At 34.2% G+C, this 19,426-nt stretch carries 19 protein-coding genes and 1 riboswitch; of the genes, 4 read left to right on the top strand and 15 right to left on the bottom strand.

The window, feature by feature from the left end; translation table 11 throughout:
- Complete coding sequence (locus Q0E86_RS01445; protein WP_295754165.1) at positions 1-822, top strand: hypothetical protein; 822 nt, start codon at positions 1-3, stop codon at positions 820-822.
- A 79-nt stretch (positions 823-901) separates the two neighbouring features.
- Here the strand turns inward: Q0E86_RS01445 and Q0E86_RS01440 are convergent, their stop codons facing one another.
- Both Q0E86_RS01440 and Q0E86_RS01435 read right to left on the bottom strand, forming a co-directional pair.
- On the bottom strand, positions 902-2,587 hold the full coding sequence (locus tag Q0E86_RS01440; RefSeq protein WP_295754164.1) for an ammonium transporter: 1,686 nt from the start codon (positions 2,585-2,587) through the stop codon (positions 902-904).
- Positions 2,588-2,698: 111 nt separating this feature from the next.
- Entirely contained in the window at positions 2,699-4,045 is a 1,347-nt protein-coding gene (locus Q0E86_RS01435) for an MATE family efflux transporter (RefSeq protein ID WP_295754163.1), read from the bottom strand.
- A gap of 131 nt (positions 4,046-4,176) precedes the next feature.
- On the opposite strand from Q0E86_RS01435, the gene nrdI reads away from it, so the two are divergent.
- The gene (gene nrdI / locus Q0E86_RS01430; protein WP_295754162.1) at positions 4,177-4,527 is read left to right on the top strand and encodes a class Ib ribonucleoside-diphosphate reductase assembly flavoprotein NrdI; all 351 of its coding nucleotides are present in this window, start codon (positions 4,177-4,179) and stop codon (positions 4,525-4,527) included.
- A gap of 2 nt (positions 4,528-4,529) precedes the next feature.
- Positions 4,530-5,063 (top strand): DUF3793 family protein, encoded by a 534-nt coding sequence (locus Q0E86_RS01425; protein WP_295754161.1) that lies wholly within the window; start codon positions 4,530-4,532, stop codon positions 5,061-5,063.
- 136 nt (positions 5,064-5,199) lie between these two features.
- Here the strand turns inward: Q0E86_RS01425 and Q0E86_RS01420 are convergent, their stop codons facing one another.
- Positions 5,200-6,231 carry a M42 family metallopeptidase gene (locus tag Q0E86_RS01420; RefSeq protein WP_295754160.1) on the bottom strand — a complete coding sequence of 344 codons (1,032 nt, stop codon included), beginning with the start codon at positions 6,229-6,231 and terminating at the stop codon, positions 5,200-5,202.
- Between the two features lie 43 nt (positions 6,232-6,274).
- On the opposite strand from Q0E86_RS01420, the gene yaaA reads away from it, so the two are divergent.
- Positions 6,275-6,985, top strand: coding sequence for a peroxide stress protein YaaA (gene yaaA, locus Q0E86_RS01415; protein WP_295754159.1), 711 nt, complete (start codon positions 6,275-6,277; stop codon positions 6,983-6,985).
- Here yaaA and Q0E86_RS01410 read toward each other — a convergent pair.
- The 12 genes from Q0E86_RS01410 to Q0E86_RS01355 all read right to left on the bottom strand — a co-directional run bounded on the left by Q0E86_RS01410 (position 6,980) and on the right by Q0E86_RS01355 (position 19,426).
- On the bottom strand, positions 6,980-7,960 hold the full coding sequence (locus tag Q0E86_RS01410; protein ID WP_295754158.1) for a Gfo/Idh/MocA family protein: 981 nt from the start codon (positions 7,958-7,960) through the stop codon (positions 6,980-6,982). The two genes, yaaA and Q0E86_RS01410, sit on opposite strands and share 6 nt — an antisense overlap.
- Positions 7,957-9,372, bottom strand: coding sequence for a HAMP domain-containing sensor histidine kinase (locus tag Q0E86_RS01405; protein ID WP_295754157.1), 1,416 nt, complete (start codon positions 9,370-9,372; stop codon positions 7,957-7,959). Before Q0E86_RS01405 ends, Q0E86_RS01410 begins: the two co-directional genes overlap by 4 nt.
- Positions 9,373-9,433: 61 nt before the next feature.
- Positions 9,434-10,093, bottom strand: a complete 660-nt coding sequence (locus tag Q0E86_RS01400; RefSeq protein WP_003865578.1) for a response regulator transcription factor — start codon at positions 10,091-10,093, stop codon at positions 9,434-9,436.
- 16 nt (positions 10,094-10,109) lie between these two features.
- Complete coding sequence (glmM, locus tag Q0E86_RS01395; protein ID WP_295754156.1) at positions 10,110-11,444, bottom strand: phosphoglucosamine mutase; 1,335 nt, start codon at positions 11,442-11,444, stop codon at positions 10,110-10,112.
- Positions 11,444-12,235: a YbbR-like domain-containing protein gene (locus Q0E86_RS01390; protein ID WP_295754155.1), complete on the bottom strand. Its 792-nt coding sequence runs from the start codon at positions 12,233-12,235 to the stop codon at positions 11,444-11,446. Before Q0E86_RS01390 ends, glmM begins: the two co-directional genes overlap by 1 nt.
- Positions 12,219-13,157, bottom strand: coding sequence for a diadenylate cyclase CdaA (gene cdaA, locus Q0E86_RS01385; protein WP_288536186.1), 939 nt, complete (start codon positions 13,155-13,157; stop codon positions 12,219-12,221). The genes Q0E86_RS01390 and cdaA overlap by 17 nt, the downstream gene beginning before the upstream one ends.
- A 21-nt stretch (positions 13,158-13,178) precedes the next feature.
- Positions 13,179-13,946 carry an HAD-IIB family hydrolase gene (locus tag Q0E86_RS01380; RefSeq protein WP_295754153.1) on the bottom strand — a complete coding sequence of 256 codons (768 nt, stop codon included), beginning with the start codon at positions 13,944-13,946 and terminating at the stop codon, positions 13,179-13,181.
- A 47-nt stretch (positions 13,947-13,993) separates the two neighbouring features.
- Entirely contained in the window at positions 13,994-15,568 is a 1,575-nt protein-coding gene (locus Q0E86_RS01375) for a gamma-glutamyltransferase family protein (protein ID WP_295754152.1), read from the bottom strand.
- A 548-nt stretch (positions 15,569-16,116) separates the two neighbouring features.
- Complete coding sequence (locus tag Q0E86_RS01370; RefSeq protein WP_295754151.1) at positions 16,117-16,779, bottom strand: LytTR family DNA-binding domain-containing protein; 663 nt, start codon at positions 16,777-16,779, stop codon at positions 16,117-16,119.
- A gap of 56 nt (positions 16,780-16,835) precedes the next feature.
- The gene (locus Q0E86_RS01365) at positions 16,836-17,597 is read right to left on the bottom strand and encodes a creatininase family protein (RefSeq protein WP_295754150.1); all 762 of its coding nucleotides are present in this window, start codon (positions 17,595-17,597) and stop codon (positions 16,836-16,838) included.
- Between the two features lie 2 nt (positions 17,598-17,599).
- Complete coding sequence (locus Q0E86_RS01360) at positions 17,600-18,217, bottom strand: ECF transporter S component (protein WP_295754149.1); 618 nt, start codon at positions 18,215-18,217, stop codon at positions 17,600-17,602.
- 93 nt (positions 18,218-18,310) lie between these two features.
- Positions 18,311-18,429: riboswitch (FMN riboswitch) on the bottom strand.
- A 58-nt stretch (positions 18,430-18,487) separates the two neighbouring features.
- Positions 18,488-19,426 carry a PfkB family carbohydrate kinase gene (locus Q0E86_RS01355; protein ID WP_295754148.1) on the bottom strand — a complete coding sequence of 313 codons (939 nt, stop codon included), beginning with the start codon at positions 19,424-19,426 and terminating at the stop codon, positions 18,488-18,490.

Below are 19,426 nucleotides of genomic sequence, written 5' to 3'. Positions count from 1 at the left end.
ATGAAAAAGAAACTACAAAAACAAATGGATTCCATGATGGAAATGACAATAGACGCAATCACAAACAATAAAAAATTAGTACCTGCATTAAATGAATTATTCAAATATGCACCAGAAGATGACAAATACCAATTTATCTTACTTCATGAAATTGCCAATCAATATTTACATGAATTATTAGATATTGATTCTGAATTCCATGATTATTCTTTTGAAGAAGGTATAAAGATTTGTATTGAAGAAAAAACGGACTATTTAAAAGAAAGATTTCAAATTTGTACCATTCAATTTCAATTGGAGGATATCACAAGAACCATCACGTTCCCTAAAAGACTTCCATTAGCGGACATGGCTTACTTTGTGATGTCAAGTTTAGACATTGTATGCAGCTATGATTTTATAATTCACTGTGAAGGTATTGATTATACTGCCGAAGAAATGCAGATTTGTACCATTGCCGATTTATGTTTAGAAAAAAATGACATGTTCTTACTGTCATTCTTTGATTCTGAAACAGATGAATTCTATCCTGTGACAGGAGAACTCATCAAGGAAGAAATCAATAAAAAAGAAATTGATTTGGAACGCATTCAAATAATTGAATCCCAAAATGATGGGCCTTGGGTAGATGAAGATGAACATCGCACTTTAGAAGAACAAAATGATCAATTAGTTTCTGGATTTTTCTTTAATAAGTTGTTCTATGAAAGACCTGATTTATTTGAAGAATTAGAAAATGGTAAAGACATCGAAGAACTGCTTTTCCAAATGGTGGATGAAGAATTAGATGATAATGTATTTGATACAGATTTGTTAAATTAAAAAGGATCGAAACCGATCCTTTTTCTTATGGCTTGTAATGAATAAGAGAAAAGAGCAAGATTACAAGCCAAGATATATATTAGTATTCATATTTTAATGCATCTTTACCACGAGCACCTGTTGAGATACGAACAACATCCGCAACATCGTAGACAAAGATTTTTCCATCCCCAATATTACCAGTATACAATGCCTTTTTAGCCGCCTTAACAACATCAGCTACAGGCACTTCACTCACAACGACTTCCACCTTCAATTTAGGAAGCAATTCCATATTTACCTTAGCACCACGATAGTAGCTAGTCTGACCCTTTTGCACACCACAACCAGATACTTTCGTTACGGTCATACCACCAATACCAATTTCATTTAATGCAGCCTTGATCTTATCAAATTTCTCAGTCTTCGTAATAATGACAACCTTTGAAATTGAACCATCACTATGAATAATTTTTGTAGGTACGGCATCATCTACTTCAACACTTGGAGTATAACTAGAATCTTGTACCGTTTCTAAATAATCACCAGGAACATCGGCTTCTAAGGCAAAACCAGCATATGCACTTTCCAATCCATGTTCCATTTTATCAAGACCAACAATTTCTTCATGTGCACTTACACGTAAGCCAACCGTCTTTTTGATAATAAAGAAAGTAATAAACATCGTTACAGCAGTCCAAGCACCAATTGCCAACAATCCTAATAATTGAACACCTAATAAATGGAATCCACCACCATAGAATAAGCCTTGTACTTCAGTCATTGTATCTGTGCCACAAGCGAATAATCCTACACAAATTGTTCCTAATACACCATTGCCAAAGTGTACAGCTACAGCACCTACTGGATCATCTACTTTTAATTTATAATCTAGTAACCATACAATGAAACAAACCACAAATCCAGATAAGATACCAATCACAAATGATCCAAATACGTTTACAGCATCACATCCAGCCGTAATCGCAACTAAACCAGCTAATGAACCATTTAAACACATCGCAACATCTGGTTTTCCATATTTGATCCAAGTAATCAACATAACCGTACATGTCGCAACAGCTGGAGCTACAGTTGTTGTCGCAAAAATTGTAGCTAACTGTAAACCATTTGTAGCAGCCGCACCGTTAAATCCATACCAGCCAAACCATAAGATGAAACATCCAAGTGCACCAATTGTTAAGCTGTGTCCTGGAATTCCTCGAGGAGTTCCATCCTTGTCAAACTTACCAATTCTTGGACCTAACATCCATGCTCCAATTAAAGCAGTTAAACCACCAACATAATGAATGGCAGCACTTCCGGCAAAATCATGGAAACCAAGGCTACTTAGCCATCCACCACCCCATACCCAATGGGCTTCAATTGGATACACGATCAAGCTAATCACAAAACTATAAATACAATATGAAATAAATTTAGTTCTTTCAGCCATAGCCCCAGAAACAATAGTTGCAGCTGTTGCACAGAATACTAAGTTAAATGTGAAACTTGACCAGTTTGTTCCGGCAAAGTTTGTCAATGGACTTTCACCCCAACCAATTAATCCTGCTAAATCATGTCCCATCAATAGACTATAACCAATGATTAAAAATGCGACAGTTCCCAAACAGAAATCCATCAAGTTTTTCATGATGATGTTGCCGGCATTTTTGGCTCTTGTAAATCCGGCCTCTACCATCGCAAATCCAGCCTGCATAAAGAATACAAATGCAGCTCCAATCAGGTACCATATTCCAAATACCTCTGTTAATACTTTCTCCATAATTTTCCCTCCTTATACAAAAAGAAAAAGGCACTTACAGCTCATGTATGTATGAACTATAAGCGCCTTTGCTTATGTATGTACGTATTTTATGCTCTATGAAACATTTTGTCAACTGTTTTCTGAAACATTTTGAAAATTCTTTTCCATATGATAATAACTTGGAATCAAAATGACAACAGCACCAATCCACGCCAATACTTCTACCGGATATAGTCCTGCCTTTTTAAAAAAGATAGGTAAAACTAAAGCACCAGAAATACGCATCAACAATTCAAATAATCCCGACACCATAGGAATAAAGGCGTTGGATAAACCTTGAATCGTAGAGCGATATGCATGCAACATATATAAAATTGGAAGGAAAACAGTTAAACATCTTAAGAAAGTTAATCCGTATGTCATAGCTTGTTTTGCCCCTTGGCTTGTATTTGAAATAAAACAAGAAAGGAAAAATGGTCCAAAGAACCATAATATTATGGAAATCAAAATGGAAGTGGCTAAAGATAGTAAAACAACTTTTTTTACACCACTCTTAATACGATCATACCTTCCTGCTCCATAATTTTGTCCTGTATACGTAACCATGGCATATCCATAGGAAACAGCCGAAATTTCAAGTACACCATACAATTTATTCATAGCCGTAAAGCCTGCAAGGAAATATGTTCCATATCGATTTACTGCACTTGTTAAGACCATGCCACCAATCGCAATCAATACATTTTGTAAAGCCATTGGAATACCCAATCTAAATTGATTCATATAGTATGATAAATCTCTACAAATTGAATTTGGCATAAAATCCTTTAACTTTAATACATGATACAAGCAGAAACATCCAGCTAGAATCTGTGCAATCACTGTCGCAACACCAGCACCAATAATGCCCCACTCAAGTCCCATGACAAACAACACATCTAAACCAACATTACAAATACTTGCAATAATCATGGCTTGTAATGGTGTTTTCGAATTTCCAAAAGCACGCAATATACTTGCCAACGCATTATAAAACATTGTCGCAAATAACCCTATATAAATAACATGAGTATATGCGAGTGCACGATCCATAATATCAGCTGGCGTCTTCAATAGCACAAGAATTCTTGGCAATAATGGATAAATAATAGCTAATAAAACTACAGTCGAGATAATCGCATTCACTACTAAAGCAGAAATACACTTTTGAACATTGCTCTTATCATGTGTACCAAAGGCATGGGAAACAGGAATTGAAAAGCCTTGGGCAAGACCTGTCACCACGGCTATTCCCATCCATGTAAGCCAATCACAACATCCAATGGCCGCCAATGCCTTAACGCCTAAGTGTCTTGAAACAATAATCGTATCGCACACTGTATATAATTGTTGAAATATATTTCCTAACATTAAAGGTAGAGAAAACAAAAAAATTAACTTTAATTCGTTTCCCTTCGTCATATCTTTTACTTGCATAAAACTCTCCTGTCAAACAGAAATAGTATATCATAAGATAAATTTTTTCCAACAAAGTTATTTACAACTAACTTTCTTTGGTATATACTATAGTCAGTTAGATGTGACTAACTATTAAGGAGGTAACCCATATGAAATATGCATACGCAAGCCGCACAGGTAATGTCGAAGAAATTGTAAATTCATTAGGTATCGATGCACTTCGCATCAATGATGGAACGGAAAGTATGGATGAACCATATATCTTATTTACATATACAGATGGATATGGCGATGTTCCTGCAGAAGTAGAAAGCTTCTTAATGGCCAATGGTACCTTGATTCAAGGCGTCGTTTGTTCTGGAGATACAGGTTATGGTGATGCTTATTGTCAAGCCGCAGATAAAATCAGTGATGACTATGGTTGTGAAATTCTATATAAAGTAGAAAATTCAGGTACACCAGAAGATCTTGAAAACATCAAAAAAGTGATTGGAGCTTAATTATGCCAAAAAAACGTTTTGAATCTTTATTGGCCAATTATTGTGCTCCCACTTTGAAGCAATATAAATATGCCAATATGTTTCACCTTCCAAAAGACGACGATAGTATTCAGTTTTTTATCAAACAATACAATCAACAATTCAATTCTAAAGGAATCTATTTTATCCTTATAGAACAAGAATCTCAATACACCATTTATGTATACAATTCCAAACTTAAAGACTATATTTCCTCAAATGCAGTTCAAAACTTTTTAAAATCCTATCAATATCCAAATACATTTGAACTGTGTATACAAGAACTCAAAAAAAGACTTAACACAAAAAACTTTCCTCATGAAATAGGTGTATTTCTTGGATATCCATTAGATGACGTAATTGGATTTATTGAACACAAACCATACTACTTAGTTGGCGATTGGAAGGTGTATCAAAACGTTAATGAAGCAAAGAAACAATTTGATTTATTTAAACAAACAAAAGAAACAATGTTGAATAAAATCTATAATGGATATGAATTATCTCAAATTCTTTAATATTTTGTTTCTATCGACCAATTCCATGATATTGGTCTAATAATATACTTGTAGATGGTATATTATATGTATGGTTATAAATATCATTTCACATTAAAAAATTAACCAAAAAAAGATATCTTTACGATATCTTTTTTTATTTACTTAAAACATAAGCCTTGGTTAGTTTTACACAATCCTCAATAGCTTGAACACTCGTTCGTTCATAGCCATGTGAATTCATACATCCAACGCCAAATACAGCAGGTGTAATATTATTTCCAGCACGGATGGCAGCTGTGGCATCTGAACCAAAACGATAATATGTATCTACACAATAATGAATATCACTAGCTTTTGCCAAGTTGATCAGTTTTGTGGTCAATTCCCAATCATATGGAGAATAATTATCACTTGCTCCAATCGATACTTTCTTTTCTGAACCATGATTATCCGGTCCAATCAAGCCAATATCCAACGCAACATATTCACTCACTTCACTAGGAACATAGGCTCCTCCATGACCAATCTCTTCAAAGATAGGAAACGCAAATAATGTATTATAAGCTGGTGTCAGGTTTTCTTCTTTTAATTGACGCAACACTTCGATTACTGCAGCCACCATAGCCTTATCATCAATATGACGTGATTTAATGAAACCAGATTCTGTACGTTTAAAACGTGGTTCGACACTGATCAAGTCCCCATGCTCAATACCTAAATCATACACATCCTTAGCACAACTTACATCTTCATCTAACAAGATGGCTTCATTAAACTTATCTCGTTCACGACTTCTCGCATCATCAAATACATGGGTAGAATGTGACTTACAAATCACCATACCCTCATATGTTTTACCACTACGCGTATGAATATATACATTTTCACCTTCAATATTATGAAAATTGATTCCACCCAAATTCTTCACTTCGATCCATCCATTTTCCATCACATGACGAACCTGCAAACCAATCGTATCCAAATGCGCCCCTACACATACTGTCTTACTTGAATCTTTTCCTGGTATACGAACATAAGCTGTTCGCTTATTATCAAACTCTAGCTTATACCCTAACTTACCAATCATTTCACTTAATTTCTTATGAATTTCAGGATAGAAACCAACCACGCTTGGTGTATTGATCAACTCCTCTAGATTCTTTAACATTTCTTCTGTTTTTACCATAATCTTCACTTCCTTTTCTTAAAAGTTATTATACAATAGTTGTATGAAAATAATTATATCTCCAGCTAAGAAAATGAAAACGATTGATGATATTAACATAGAGTGTACAACACCTATATTCTTATCCAAAACGTCTGAACTTTTAAATCACATTCAAAGTCTAGATTATCCAGAATTAAAATCATATTTAAAATGTTCAGATACCATTGCCAAAAATACATATGAACAATTTCATAATATGACCTTAGACAAAAATACAACACCTGCCATACTCGCTTATTCCGGCATTCAATATCAATATATGGTTCCTCACGTATTTACCGATGATCAAATGAAATATATTCAAGAACATCTGTATATTCTTTCTGGTTTCTATGGATTATTAAAACCATTAGATGCGATCACACCCTATCGTTTAGAAATGCAGACAAAATGTCCTTTCTCACTTTACGACTATTGGAAAGATGATCTTGCCGACAAAATAGATGAACCCATTTTAAATCTGGCGAGTGAAGAATATGCCAAAATCATTCGAAAATATAAACCATTAGTGGACGTTCGTTTTATCGAAGAAAATGGTAAAGAAAAAGGTGTGTATGCCAAGATGGCAAGAGGTGCCATGGTCCGTTATCTAGCCGAAAATAATATTCAAAACATCCAGGATATCACCAAATTTTCAGATTTAGGATATGCATATGATGAAAGTCAAAGCACAGAAAAAATGATTATATTCAAAAAAAAGCTATCTTCATGATAGCTTTTCTAATAATTCGACAACCATTTGTGTTTGTTCCTTATACATTGTATAAGTTTCTTCATCCTTATTTAGAATGATATTCATAAAATCCTGACACTCATACAACATGTGATTTGGCTGTTCAATACTAATTTTTTCTTTTGTATCCGTTGCCTTTTTACCAATCTGATCCTTCTTTGGAGCATCAAAGAAAACATCTTTACATACGCCACTACTTGCACCAGAAACAATCAATGTTCCCTTATCCCCTTGAAGATAGACTGTATTCGGACTGGAACAATCTTTTGCCCCTGTACAAGTTGCGATAAAACCAGGATATTCCATAATAATAATTCCACTTGTATCAATGCCATTATATCCAACATTCTTAAAATAATGTACATCTTTCGGTTTACCAAATAATCCCGTCACAAAATGAAGATTATAGACATTGATATCCATTAATGCACCACCATTAAAGGCTGGATCAAAGGCATTAGTTTGAATATGATCTTTATATTTTTGATATTTTGATGAATATTGCGAGAAGTTGCATTGTACCATCTTAATATCTCCACAATTTGATAGATGTTCCTTAACTATTTTATAGTTTGGAAGATGCACATTTGTGATGGCTTCAAAAATATAAACACCATTCTTTTGGGCAATCTCAAAAAGATCATTACACTCTTTTAAAGTCGGTGTAAAAGGCTTTTCATTGATAACATGCTTCTTATGTTCCAAAGCCATTTTGGATTGTTTATAGTGCAATGAATTTGGACTTGCCACATAGACAATATCCACATTTTCATCACTCAACATTTCTTCCATATCCGTATAATACTTTTGAATACCATGTTTATCGGCAAATTCTTTAGCTCTTTCTTGTGTTCTAGAATAAACACAATACAAATTGTATCGCCCATCTAAACGCATAGCCTCGATCATACGATCTACAATAACACCAGATCCAATTGTCGCAACGTTCATCATACTTTTTCTCCTTTATTTTTTACCCATGTATTTTCTTTTTTCTTTCTTTGTTTTTTCACCTTTCGATAAATAATAAAACGAACACCATCATCACTATTTTCACCCTTCACAATATAGTGGTTGGCCTTACAAACCTTAGAAACTATGGATAATCCAAGTCCAAAACGACCACCTTCTCCTTTTTCATAAGGTCTAAACAAAGATTGAATTCGATCCTCCGGCATTTTTGGACCATCATTACTAATACATAGCCAGTCTTCTCTTACTTCGATCTTTATATATGATTTTGCGTAACGGAAGGCATTTTCCATAATATTCTCAATTGCGACTCGCCATGCTTCAATCAAACCATCAAAGAAAACTTCCTCTACATCTGTAATCACTTGAATTTCCGGACGAATTACAGCCGCATTCAATACAACCTGCTCCACAACATCCTTCATATTTGTGACTACACCCTCGGCATCACTTGCCACTAAATATTCAACACGATTCATATATAATAAAGAATGTACTTTATTTTCTAATCTCTGTGCATTATCTAAGATGACATCGACACTACTTTCAAGCGTTCCATAAGGATAGATTCCATCTTTAATCGATTCTGCATACGATTTAATTGTCGCAATCGGCGTTTTTAAATCATGCGAAATATTATGGATCATATCTTCTTTAGCTTTATCCTGCTTCTTTAATTCATCATTCATCTTCACAATGGCAGTTGCCATTTCACCAATTTCATCATTTCGATTTAAGTGAAGCTCAACTTCTTTACCATCCTTGATTTGTTCAATATAGTTTCGAATTAGATTCAAAGGATGAATAATAGAGAATACCCACATTAGAATAATCAAGAATACGATCATAAACGCAATCACAATAACATACACGGTTGAATCAATTAATGAATCTCTAAATTGAGTCGCATATGTATCATCCATAAAGCTTGCCAAAATAATATCATCATGACAATAGATCAAACGATAATAATATTTTGAATTTCCCACAGTAATCGTACCTTGTAACACATTATTTGTCTTGGCATCCATATCTTTTGATTGTTCCAATAAATACTCATATACCTTACGATTGACTGGCTTTCTATTCGAATTTTGATTAGTGATTACATTCATTTCATCATTTTGAATAAGACAATTGGTTTGAACACTATCACTCGCTAAGAAAGCATAAATATCATCTAAACTATTCGTTTGTTTGGAATCCACTAAACCAACAATCGGCGTCTGTCGATTAAGAATCAATTCATACATTTGTTTCGTAATAGTTCGATCAATATTATCACTGACAAATACAAAAAAGAACATGATAAAAAACATCAAAACCGTCAAAATAATCGAAAGAATTTGTCGTGTTAATGACATTTTTTGAAAATAAAAGGAAGGTCCCTTCATAAAATATCACCTCATCATACAATTATTTTACCATAAGAAAAGAAAAGGGGATACATTTGTATCACCCTAAACGATATCCATATCCATAGATTGTATGAATGTTTAAATTTGGAAGTTTTTTACGCAAACGACGCAAAGTATCATCTACAACTCGATCACTACCAAAATAATTTTCATCCCAAACATTTTCTAGAATCTTATCACGAGAGAATGCGATTCCCTTATTTTTAATAAACATCATCAACAAATCAAATTCTTTTGTCGTCAATTCAATTTCCACATTATCCGCATAGATTTTTCTTTGTTCTTCATCCAATTCATATCCATCAATACTAATACGATTATTGTCATCACGATATGCACGCTTGATAATATTGTTGACCCTTAATACAAGTTCCTTTGGTGAGAATGGTTTTGTGATATAGTCATCACAACCTTTTTCTAAACCAATAATACGATCAAATTCTTTATCACGCGCAGACATGAAGATAACAGGCGTTTCTGGCCCTTGTAGACGAATTTCTTCAATCAAATCAAATCCAGATTTGTCATCCAACATAATATCCAAGATCCACAAATGCACATCATCATCTACGACATGAGCACTCGCTTCTTCATATGTATAATATGAATGAACTTCATATCCTTCTTTACGTAAATATTGGGCAACTAAATTATTGATGTCTTTTTCATCTTCAACAATATTTATGACTCTTTTCATAGGGCCACCCTTCTTTCTAAAAATTATTTGCTTCTAAGAAATCTGTAACACGCTTTACATATTCAGCGCACAATTCATCTGTCTTAGCTTCTACCATGACACGAATCAATGGTTCAGTTCCACTTGGACGAACTAAAATACGACCTTCATCACCTAGATCTTGTGCTACTGAATCCACTACTTCTTGTAGCTCTTTACTTTCTAGACAAGCATTTTTATCTTTAACTGTTACATTTTTCAACAATTGAGGATAAATAAATAATCCTTCACTTAATTCTTGTAATGATTTACCAGTAGCTTTCATGATTTCTAAAATCTTTAAAGCTGTCATTAAACCATCCCCAGTTACTTCATGTTCTAAGAAAATAATGTGTCCACTTTGTTCTCCACCAACAAAGTAATCATTTTTTTGCATTTCTTCAAAAACATATTTATCACCAACTGCTGTTTGAATATAGTCAATCTTATTCGCATCTAAAGCCTTATATAAACCTAAGTTAGCCATTACCGTAGTAACAACCATATTCTTATTTAAACGATTCACAGATTTCATATATCGAGAACAAATGTATAGGATGTAATCTCCATCACACAATTCTCCATCTGAATTAACCATGATCAAACGATCGGCATCTCCATCAAATGCCAAACCAATATCATAATCACCTTCACGCATCATTCTTTGTAAAGCTTCAGGATGTGTTGAACCACACTTATTGTTGATATTGATACCATTAGGTGAATTGCTGATGGCATCTACTGTAGCTCCTAATGAATCTAATGTTTCAACTGCTGTACTTGTGGCAGAACCATTTGCCAAGTCACATAGAATTTTCATTCCTGATAAATCCACAGGAACACATTCTTTTAACCAACTCATATAGATTTCTAGTCCATCTTCCCACTCGAAATATTCTCCAATATGATCTCCCGTAACTAAATCTAAGTCTGTTAAACCATCCATATATTTTTCAACTTCAAGAAGTAATTCTTCTTCCATCTTTTCACCATTGTGGTTAAAACATTTAATTCCATTATCATAATATGGATTGTGACTTGCACTCACCATAATTCCGCAATCGAAACGTTCTTTACGAACTAAATAAGAAATAGCTGGAGTCGGACAAACACCAAGTAAATAGACTTGTGCACCCATACTTGTAGCACCTGCTGCTAAACCTAATTCAAACATATCTCCACTAAGTCTTGTATCTTTACCGATCAAGATTTTTGCATGTTTTTCTTTTCCATAATACCAACCTAAATATTGTCCAATCTTAATAGACATATCTAAAGTTAAACCTTCATTTGCTCTTCCACGAACTCCATCTGTTCCAAAATACTTACCCATTACTCTGAATCCTCCTTATCTGATGTGTTTTTCGCTAATTTTACACTCGCATGCACCGTTTCCGGTGACAACGAAACATTTACTCGATTTCCCTTGGCATCGTAAGCTGCTAAAGTCGCATTTGCCTCAAAATCCTGAATCTGACCCGTACAGTCAATCAACGCTTTGACAATACGAATTGAATTCAATTGATTTTGACTTGCCGTAATCTTAACTGTCATTGTATCTAGAGTAGGTGTTTCAAAATCACTTACTTTTTGATTTGTACCTACCAACAATTCCGGTTGAATTGTAAATGTCTTCGTAATTTTTTTCGAAAGTGTAACATCAATCGTTGCAGGATCAACCACCGCTTCAATTTTTTCAGGTAAATTTTTAACTTTTAAATTAATAATATTTTCACCCTCAGAATACTTTTTCAAATCCGCAACAACTTGTACACTACCCTTTGAACGGAATACCTGAATACTTGTCGCATCTCCTGTTAAAGAAACATCCACAGTACTTGGTACACCAGCTACATCATATTGATCTGTATCTGCCAATACTTCAACAGCTACATTTCTTAGATCCACAGTGGTTCTTGTATCATTAAACAATTTTAAACTTATATCTTCATAATTGATCACAACACAAATCATAATGGATAAAATCAAAGAAATAATCACAGATCCCTTTTTATCAAACAACACACGATCTACTAACTTACTCATCTTTTGAAAGATCAAAGTCGATAAACCACGCAATTCATTAAACCATACGGAAGGGCCTTTTTTATTTGGAGATTCCATGTTGACTGCCCTCCTTTTTCTGTTCGATTAAATTCACAATTTCAATAGCCTTAACACGCTCATCCTTATTTATATCTTCTTCTTGTTTTTTTGCTCGCTTTGACATAGATTTAGCTTGATTCAACATAGGAACAAGAATTGAAGAAGGATTTTGATTTGAACTTTGCACCAACATATTTGTTAGGTATCGCTGTAATCCTTCTGGTGGATATTGTGTTAATTGTCCATTAACCGCTACTGAAATATTACCTGTTTCTTCACTAACTATAATTGTTATTGAATCTGTAATTTCGCTGATTCCTACAGCCGCTCTATGCCTAGCTCCATACTTACTTGGTAAATCCTTTGTGGTTGGAGGAAAATATGCAGCTGCACACGCTATTTTATTCCCCTGAATAATTACAGCACCATCATGCATTGGCGTTCCATACTGAAATATAGTTCCTAATAATTCAGTTGAAACTTCAGAATCCATCACAATCCCTGTACGAATAAAATCGGACAAGCTCTGTGTTCTTTCAATAGAAATCAAGGCTCCTGTTTTTGATTTTGACATTTGTGAACATGCTTCCACCAATTCATTGATCATTTGTTGAATTTGCGAAACCGAAATATCGGTTGTTAAGATAGCTGTTGTTTTACCTACTTTTTCTAACATACCACGAATTTCTGGCTGGAAAACAACTAAAATAACAACAACACCCCAGTTCAAAAACATTTCAATCAAATAGTTCAATGCGTTTAAGCCTAGCCATACAGCTAAAGCCTTGACTAAAACTATAATCAATACACCCTTCACAAGTTGAATCGTACGTGAATTATTACGCACAATTCTAAGTCCAGAATATATCAATCCCCATACTACTAAAATATCCAATAATAATCGAATTAGGAATGTAATATCAGATAAGGTAAAACTCATCTAAAATACCCCCTTATTTTTTTACATATTTTTTGAAATTAAATCACTTACTGAATCATACTCTATTTGAGCATGTGCTTTTACATCTTCATCTGCATAAGACATTACAGATCCATGAGCTCCAAACTCGATCAATGGAATGTCATTATGTCCATCACCAATTGTATATACATCTTCTTCTTTAATATTGGCATACGCAATCAAGAAATCTAAACCTGTTGCCTTTGAAATACCTTTTGGCACAATATCAACAACGAAATTATTTGGATATGCGACAACTTGTTCATAATACAAATCATTGATCTTGCTCGCAACTTCTAAAGCCGAAGCTGTATCTTCCATAGATAAAACAATTTGCGCAAAATGCGTCATATCTAACAATTCTGCCTCTGTAACATCTGGTTTTAAATTTGGATAACGATGATCCACTGCTTCAGGCTGTAAAACAATACGATGACGATGAATCCCATCATTTACAACATAGCTAATTACACTATCTAATTTTTTTACGCTGTGTAAAATATCTACGCAAACATCAAAATTTAAATAATTTGATAATAAAACATTTCCATTCTCATCAAAAACCATGCCACCATTATTTGTGATCAAGTAATCACATGGTAAATTAAACAATTTGATTTGCGTATCAATCGATTCTTTCGAACGACCCGTAACGATCACGAATTTATTCCCCTTATTTTTCCATTCTCCAATCGATTTTAAATCTTCTGGCATTACATCCTGTGCATAACGTAATGTACCATCATAATCTGTAGCTAAAAGCTTCATATATAAGTCCTCAACTTTTCTATTTATTATAATTTTATCACATATTTTTAATAACAAGCAATATTACTATCCGTCCTTGACTCACAACCTGCAACATAGACTCCATTTTCAAGTCGAACTATGATTTGTCCACGGCCAAACATAGCTAATTCCTGCTCAATTTCAATCTCATGACCACGTTTTTTTAATTCAGAGATTATATTCTCATCAAATCCAGGCTCTACAATAAACTTCTTATTTTCTATCCACTGAAATCGTTTGGCATCCAAAGCCATCTGTGGATTTAAATGAAAATCAATCATATTTGTGACAACTTGCATATGCCCTTGAGGCTGCATATAACCGCCCATAACACCAAATGGTCCTACTGGCTTATCATCTTTTGTCAAAAAACCAGGAATAATTGTATGATACGTCTTTTTATGTGGCATCAAATAATTCACATGAGATGGATCTAGACTAAAGTCGTACCCACGATTTTGTAAGGAAACGCCATCTACGACAATACCGCTGCCAAATCCCATATAATTTGATTGTATATAAGAAACCATATTGCCATCTTTATCGGCTGTACACAAATAGACAGTTCCTGAACCATGTGGTTTATCTACACGAGGCGGTAGAGCCGTATGCTTAATTTGATTGGCTCTTTTTTTACCATATTCAACACTGATCAAATCATTTACTGGCATATTCATACATTTTGGATCCGTTACATATTCTTTGGCATCCGCAAAAGCCATTTTCAATGCTTCCATCTGGGTATGAATACAATCTACATTACGGCTATCAAACTGAAAATTATTTAAAATATTCAAAGCCATCAAAGCCACAATACCCTGTCCATTAGGTGGTAATTCCCACACTTTATATCCATGATAATCCACATGAATAGGTTCAACCCATTCGACGACATGATCCATCAAATCTTGTTTTCTCAAGAATCCACCAAATTTTCTAGATTCCTCATCTATACGATCTGCCAATTCTCCATAATACAAAGCATCTGTATTTGTATCAGCAATTTTTTCAAGTGCATCTGCCAATTTTGGCATACAAATCATTTGCCCCGGCTCTGGCGTTTTTCCATCAAAAGTAAAAGTTTCATACCAGCCTTTAAACTCTTCACTATTTGGAATCGCATTTAAAGCCTTTTTCCACATACGCGCAATCTCTGCACTGACTGGATATCCATTTCTTGCATAATCAATAGCTGGTTCTAATAATTGTTTAAAAGGTAAAGAGCCAAATCTTTCACTCAATGCTTTCCAGCCCTTTACAGCTCCAGGCACCGTTACCGGTATCCATCCTCGTTTTGGAATTTCATCAATTTGATCAGATGAAATCGCATAAGGAGAATGACCCGAACTATTCATACCATACATCTTATCTTTCATCCATACAATCGCAAAACCATCTGATCCTAAACCATTTGAACAAGGTTCTACAACGGTTAAACAAGCCGCTGTTGCGATAGCTGCATCTACGGCATTTCCACCTTGCAAAAGCATTCTTAAACCAGCTAGTGTAGCTAAATTATTTCCTGTACAAACAACACCATTTCGTGCAATCACATTCATTCGTTTGGATGCGAATGGATTTTTATAATAATCAATTTCCATATTTTCTCACCGAAACCATTATACAAAAATTAGAGCAGACATTCCATCTGCTCTGATTTATTTATTCACTTTTTTTAAACCGGATAACTTTTCTACCTTATCCAATTTTTTTATCATCCACATTATGATTTTTTCTATTCATTTTCCTTAAGCATTTTCTCAAGTATGACCATATATGAGTATCTTTAAGTTCCATGACTTAGATTGGATGATATTCTTAACATTTCAAGTACTCTATCCTTTTTGTGATTATTCACTCGATAAAAACCCTTTATCTAAATCCTATTTCCTTTTCCTGTTAAGTTCCATTGAATGTTTTTTCTAGAATTCTTCTAGCTTAACTTTTGGAGCCTTCTCTCCATAGCTTCAACTTTTTATAGTTAAAACATTCCGTTTCAACTCTATGTTATTGTCATCTTCTCACCGCTCTCTGATTTTCTTAAGAGAAGTTTTCTCTGCTCTTACTTCTCTTTACACTTTCATTATATACAACAAAATCAAAAAGAAAAGGCAAGTGGTAAAACTCGCCTTTTTACTGGTAAAACCGGTTATTTCATCGAAATCTTTCGCTTTTTTCCCCTCGAAACTGGAATTAAAACTTTATTTATTAATTCAACTTCATCTTTGTACCAAGCCACAATATATTTCGAATTCACAATATACGATACATGTACGCGTAAAAAGCCAAATTCTTTGAAAATATCTTCAAGTGCATTCATACTGTCACGCTTATGGAAAACGCCTTTTTTCGTATAGAAATACACCATCTTTTCATTCTTTTCCAAATAATAAATATCTTCATACGCAAGATTCATACGAACCCCATCATAATTAAATTCATAGACGTGACTTTGAATACATTGCGAACGAATCATTTGATCATAAGCTGAAATATCCGCTGCGATATGATCCTTTGAAATATAAAACACACGACTTCTTTCATCATCGCCACGCGTCTTAATTGGATTTTCGCACACATAAATCACAATCGCATTGGGATTATCATGTACAAATACACTTTCAATACGACTCGTCTTAAACATTTCATCAAACACAAACAGTTGATACTCTTCTTCCTTCATCCGTTTTGCGAGATCACTCGCCTTTAAGTAATGACGAAAACACCAATCCTCATGCATAAACAATTTAGATAATTGAAAAACGATGTCCTTAGTTTCTTTTTCATATTCTAATATGGCTACTTTTATCATACTTATAATTATAAAGAGTGATCTCACTTTTATCAAATGTAAACCATTTCAAAATGTTATTCTTTAAAATCACGAATTAGAATCAAATCCTTAACAATTTCACGAGCACTAATTGTTAAAATAATTTCGCCCTTTTCTTTAGTGGCACCTCTAGGATCTCCACCAATCCCAATGGGCTTTCCTTGTTCAGTTACCCAATCTGTAGCTAGCCAAGATAAATGTGCTTTCATGGCCGTATTTTTAGGAATACCCTTTTCACTCGTTTCTAATTTAACTAAACTTTCATCAATCGCCATAACCATGGAAGTTTCCATTTCTCCACCGTGAAAATCAAATGTGTTCCCTTTAGAAATCGTTGCCTTCACATCCGAATGATCAAAGGCACCTGAATTGAGTACAAATGGATACACCCCAAAATCACTACGGACTTCTCTAGAAATCAAATTGGCCACCGGAGCATTTCCACCATGACATACAAGAAAAGCCAGTTTTTTAAAGCCATGACTTGCTAGACTTTCACATATGTCATACAACATATGATAATAAGTCATAGGCTTAAATGTAATGGATCCACAAAACTCTTTATGTTCGGTGCTCAATCCAACAGGAATTACCGGAAACAATAATAGGTTTATGTCTTCATCCATTAACTCTTTTTCAATATAATCACACATCGCATTGGCAATCAATGTATCCGTACCTAGTGGTGCTTGATTTCCATGTTGTTCTAAAGCACCTAATGGAATCAAAACAATTGTATTTTCTCGATCGACTTGTTCCATTTCTAAACGTGTTAATTCTTGATACTTACAAATCATTTTTATTTTGCCTCATAAATGAACTTAAAACTTGGGCGAACTGCAGCCAATCTTTCCATCAAGAAATATCCAATGATGTAGTTAGCTGAGATTTTGATCAAGTTAAATGGAATTGTCGCAAGTGCAATAAATGAAGTTAAATCTTTAATGCTTGGATTTATAGAACCCACCATTTGTACAACCGCATCAAGTGGCATACCCATAGCCTTGGCATATAATGGTAAAGTAATACATGCATTGCAGAAACATGCGAATATAGTTCGTACAACAATTCCAACAAGTAAAGAAACAATAACAGCTTTTCTTGTTTTGTTCATTTTCTTATACACAAACCATGTTGGTAAAATAAATAGAAAAATACCTAAAAGATTTGCGAGTTCACCAACATAAGCTGTATTTGTTCCTACAGTCACCACTTTTACAACCAATTTAATCACTTCAACTAAAGTGGCAGATACAGGTCCTAAACTAAATAGGGCAATAATACTTGGTACATCACTAAAATCAATCTTGTAGAATGGTGGCATCATTGGTAATGAAAATTCCAGTGACATTAAAGCTCCAGCCAACCCAGCAAGCATCGCCGTTAATACAAGTGTTTGAACATTCCATTTTTTCATCTTCTTTTCCTCCTTTTGATTCGTATAAGCTCTTCCAAAAGGAAAACCCCAAGAAAAATCTTCTCGGGGTCTAAAAAAATACAAAAAATACTTTTGCGTCTTCTACCATCCAGACTATACTGTCGGTCTTGGAATTGCACCAAGTCAGCCACTTGCGTGGGTCGCGGACTTTTACCGCCGGTAGGGAATTGCACCCTGCCCCGAAGAACTCATTGAATCTATGTTCGTGAATAAAATAGCACATAACCTTTCATTATGCAACTAATTTGTTTATTTTTTCACAATATTAAATTTATCAGACGAAAAACAAGGACATACATTTTCACGCGAAGCTATGACAGAACTAGCTAAATGACTACCTATCTTCATAGCCTCAAGCATACTCTTACCATAGGTTAGCCCAGCACTTGCACCAGCACAAAATGCATCTCCTGCTCCTGTTGTATCTTTTACCTCTATTTGACGAGCCGAACAAAAGCCACATTCCCTAGTGTTTTTCACATATAAAGAACCAGTTTCACCAAGCGTTACAATCAATGATTTAAATTCGGATCGTTGCAGTTCCTCAAGCAATGCATGACTCAATTCTTCTGCTGATATCTCTTTAAAATCTCTTGAAAAAAGAATACTCGATTCTAATTGATTACAGATTAAACAATCAAATTGCTTCAAAAGATCTTTTCTTTCAATCGCAATATTCATATTGCTGACAACACCAAATAATTTTTTATTATGTTTTCGACATAAATAAACAACTTTTTCAACAATTTCCTCATCCATATCTATTTCAGCCACCACAGAATCGCAATTTTCAATAATTGTATCTCCGTTTTCTTCTAAAATTGAATAGATTGGCATTAAATTCGGGCGATGAGATATTGAACCTGCTAATTCTCCATTATGATCAAAGACAGCTAGCCATGTGCCCATACCATTTTCTATAGATTTCATATACTCTGTATTCACATTTCGATTTTGTAATCTTTGTTTAACATCTATTCCCAATGCCGTATTATCCACAATACCCACAAAGGTAGAGTTTAATCCTAAATTTGCAATATCTTCTACAACATTTCTTGCTACACCACCATGAATATACTCAATATGTCCCGCATTTCTTCCATCAGGAACATATGTATCCTGTGGAAAACCTTTAATATCCACAAAAATCGCACCTACTACGACAATTCCATTCTTTTTTTGAATCAC

The sequence above is a fragment of the uncultured Holdemanella sp. genome, assembly GCF_934754935.1.
In the GTDB taxonomy this organism is placed as follows: Bacteria; Bacillota_I; Bacilli_A; order Erysipelotrichales; family Erysipelotrichaceae; genus Holdemanella.
This window is presented reverse-complemented; position numbering and strand designations above follow the sequence as displayed.

Coding starts and splice junctions, on each gene's coding strand:
- Q0E86_RS01445 (WP_295754165.1), top strand. CDS start 1: ATGAAAAAGAAACTACAAAAACAAATGGATTCCATGATGGAAATGACA.
- Q0E86_RS01440 (WP_295754164.1), bottom strand. CDS start 2,587: ATGGAGAAAGTATTAACAGAGGTATTTGGAATATGGTACCTGATTGGA.
- Q0E86_RS01435 (WP_295754163.1), bottom strand. CDS start 4,045: ATGCAAGTAAAAGATATGACGAAGGGAAACGAATTAAAGTTAATTTTT.
- nrdI (WP_295754162.1), top strand. CDS start 4,177: ATGAAATATGCATACGCAAGCCGCACAGGTAATGTCGAAGAAATTGTA.
- Q0E86_RS01425 (WP_295754161.1), top strand. CDS start 4,530: ATGCCAAAAAAACGTTTTGAATCTTTATTGGCCAATTATTGTGCTCCC.
- Q0E86_RS01420 (WP_295754160.1), bottom strand. CDS start 6,231: ATGGTAAAAACAGAAGAAATGTTAAAGAATCTAGAGGAGTTGATCAAT.
- yaaA (WP_295754159.1), top strand. CDS start 6,275: ATGAAAATAATTATATCTCCAGCTAAGAAAATGAAAACGATTGATGAT.
- Q0E86_RS01410 (WP_295754158.1), bottom strand. CDS start 7,960: ATGATGAACGTTGCGACAATTGGATCTGGTGTTATTGTAGATCGTATG.
- Q0E86_RS01405 (WP_295754157.1), bottom strand. CDS start 9,372: ATGAAGGGACCTTCCTTTTATTTTCAAAAAATGTCATTAACACGACAA.
- Q0E86_RS01400 (WP_003865578.1), bottom strand. CDS start 10,093: ATGAAAAGAGTCATAAATATTGTTGAAGATGAAAAAGACATCAATAAT.
- glmM (WP_295754156.1), bottom strand. CDS start 11,444: ATGGGTAAGTATTTTGGAACAGATGGAGTTCGTGGAAGAGCAAATGAA.
- Q0E86_RS01390 (WP_295754155.1), bottom strand. CDS start 12,235: ATGGAATCTCCAAATAAAAAAGGCCCTTCCGTATGGTTTAATGAATTG.
- cdaA (WP_288536186.1), bottom strand. CDS start 13,157: ATGAGTTTTACCTTATCTGATATTACATTCCTAATTCGATTATTATTG.
- Q0E86_RS01380 (WP_295754153.1), bottom strand. CDS start 13,946: ATGAAGCTTTTAGCTACAGATTATGATGGTACATTACGTTATGCACAG.
- Q0E86_RS01375 (WP_295754152.1), bottom strand. CDS start 15,568: ATGGAAATTGATTATTATAAAAATCCATTCGCATCCAAACGAATGAAT.
- Q0E86_RS01370 (WP_295754151.1), bottom strand. CDS start 16,779: ATGATAAAAGTAGCCATATTAGAATATGAAAAAGAAACTAAGGACATC.
- Q0E86_RS01365 (WP_295754150.1), bottom strand. CDS start 17,597: ATGATTTGTAAGTATCAAGAATTAACACGTTTAGAAATGGAACAAGTC.
- Q0E86_RS01360 (WP_295754149.1), bottom strand. CDS start 18,217: ATGAAAAAATGGAATGTTCAAACACTTGTATTAACGGCGATGCTTGCT.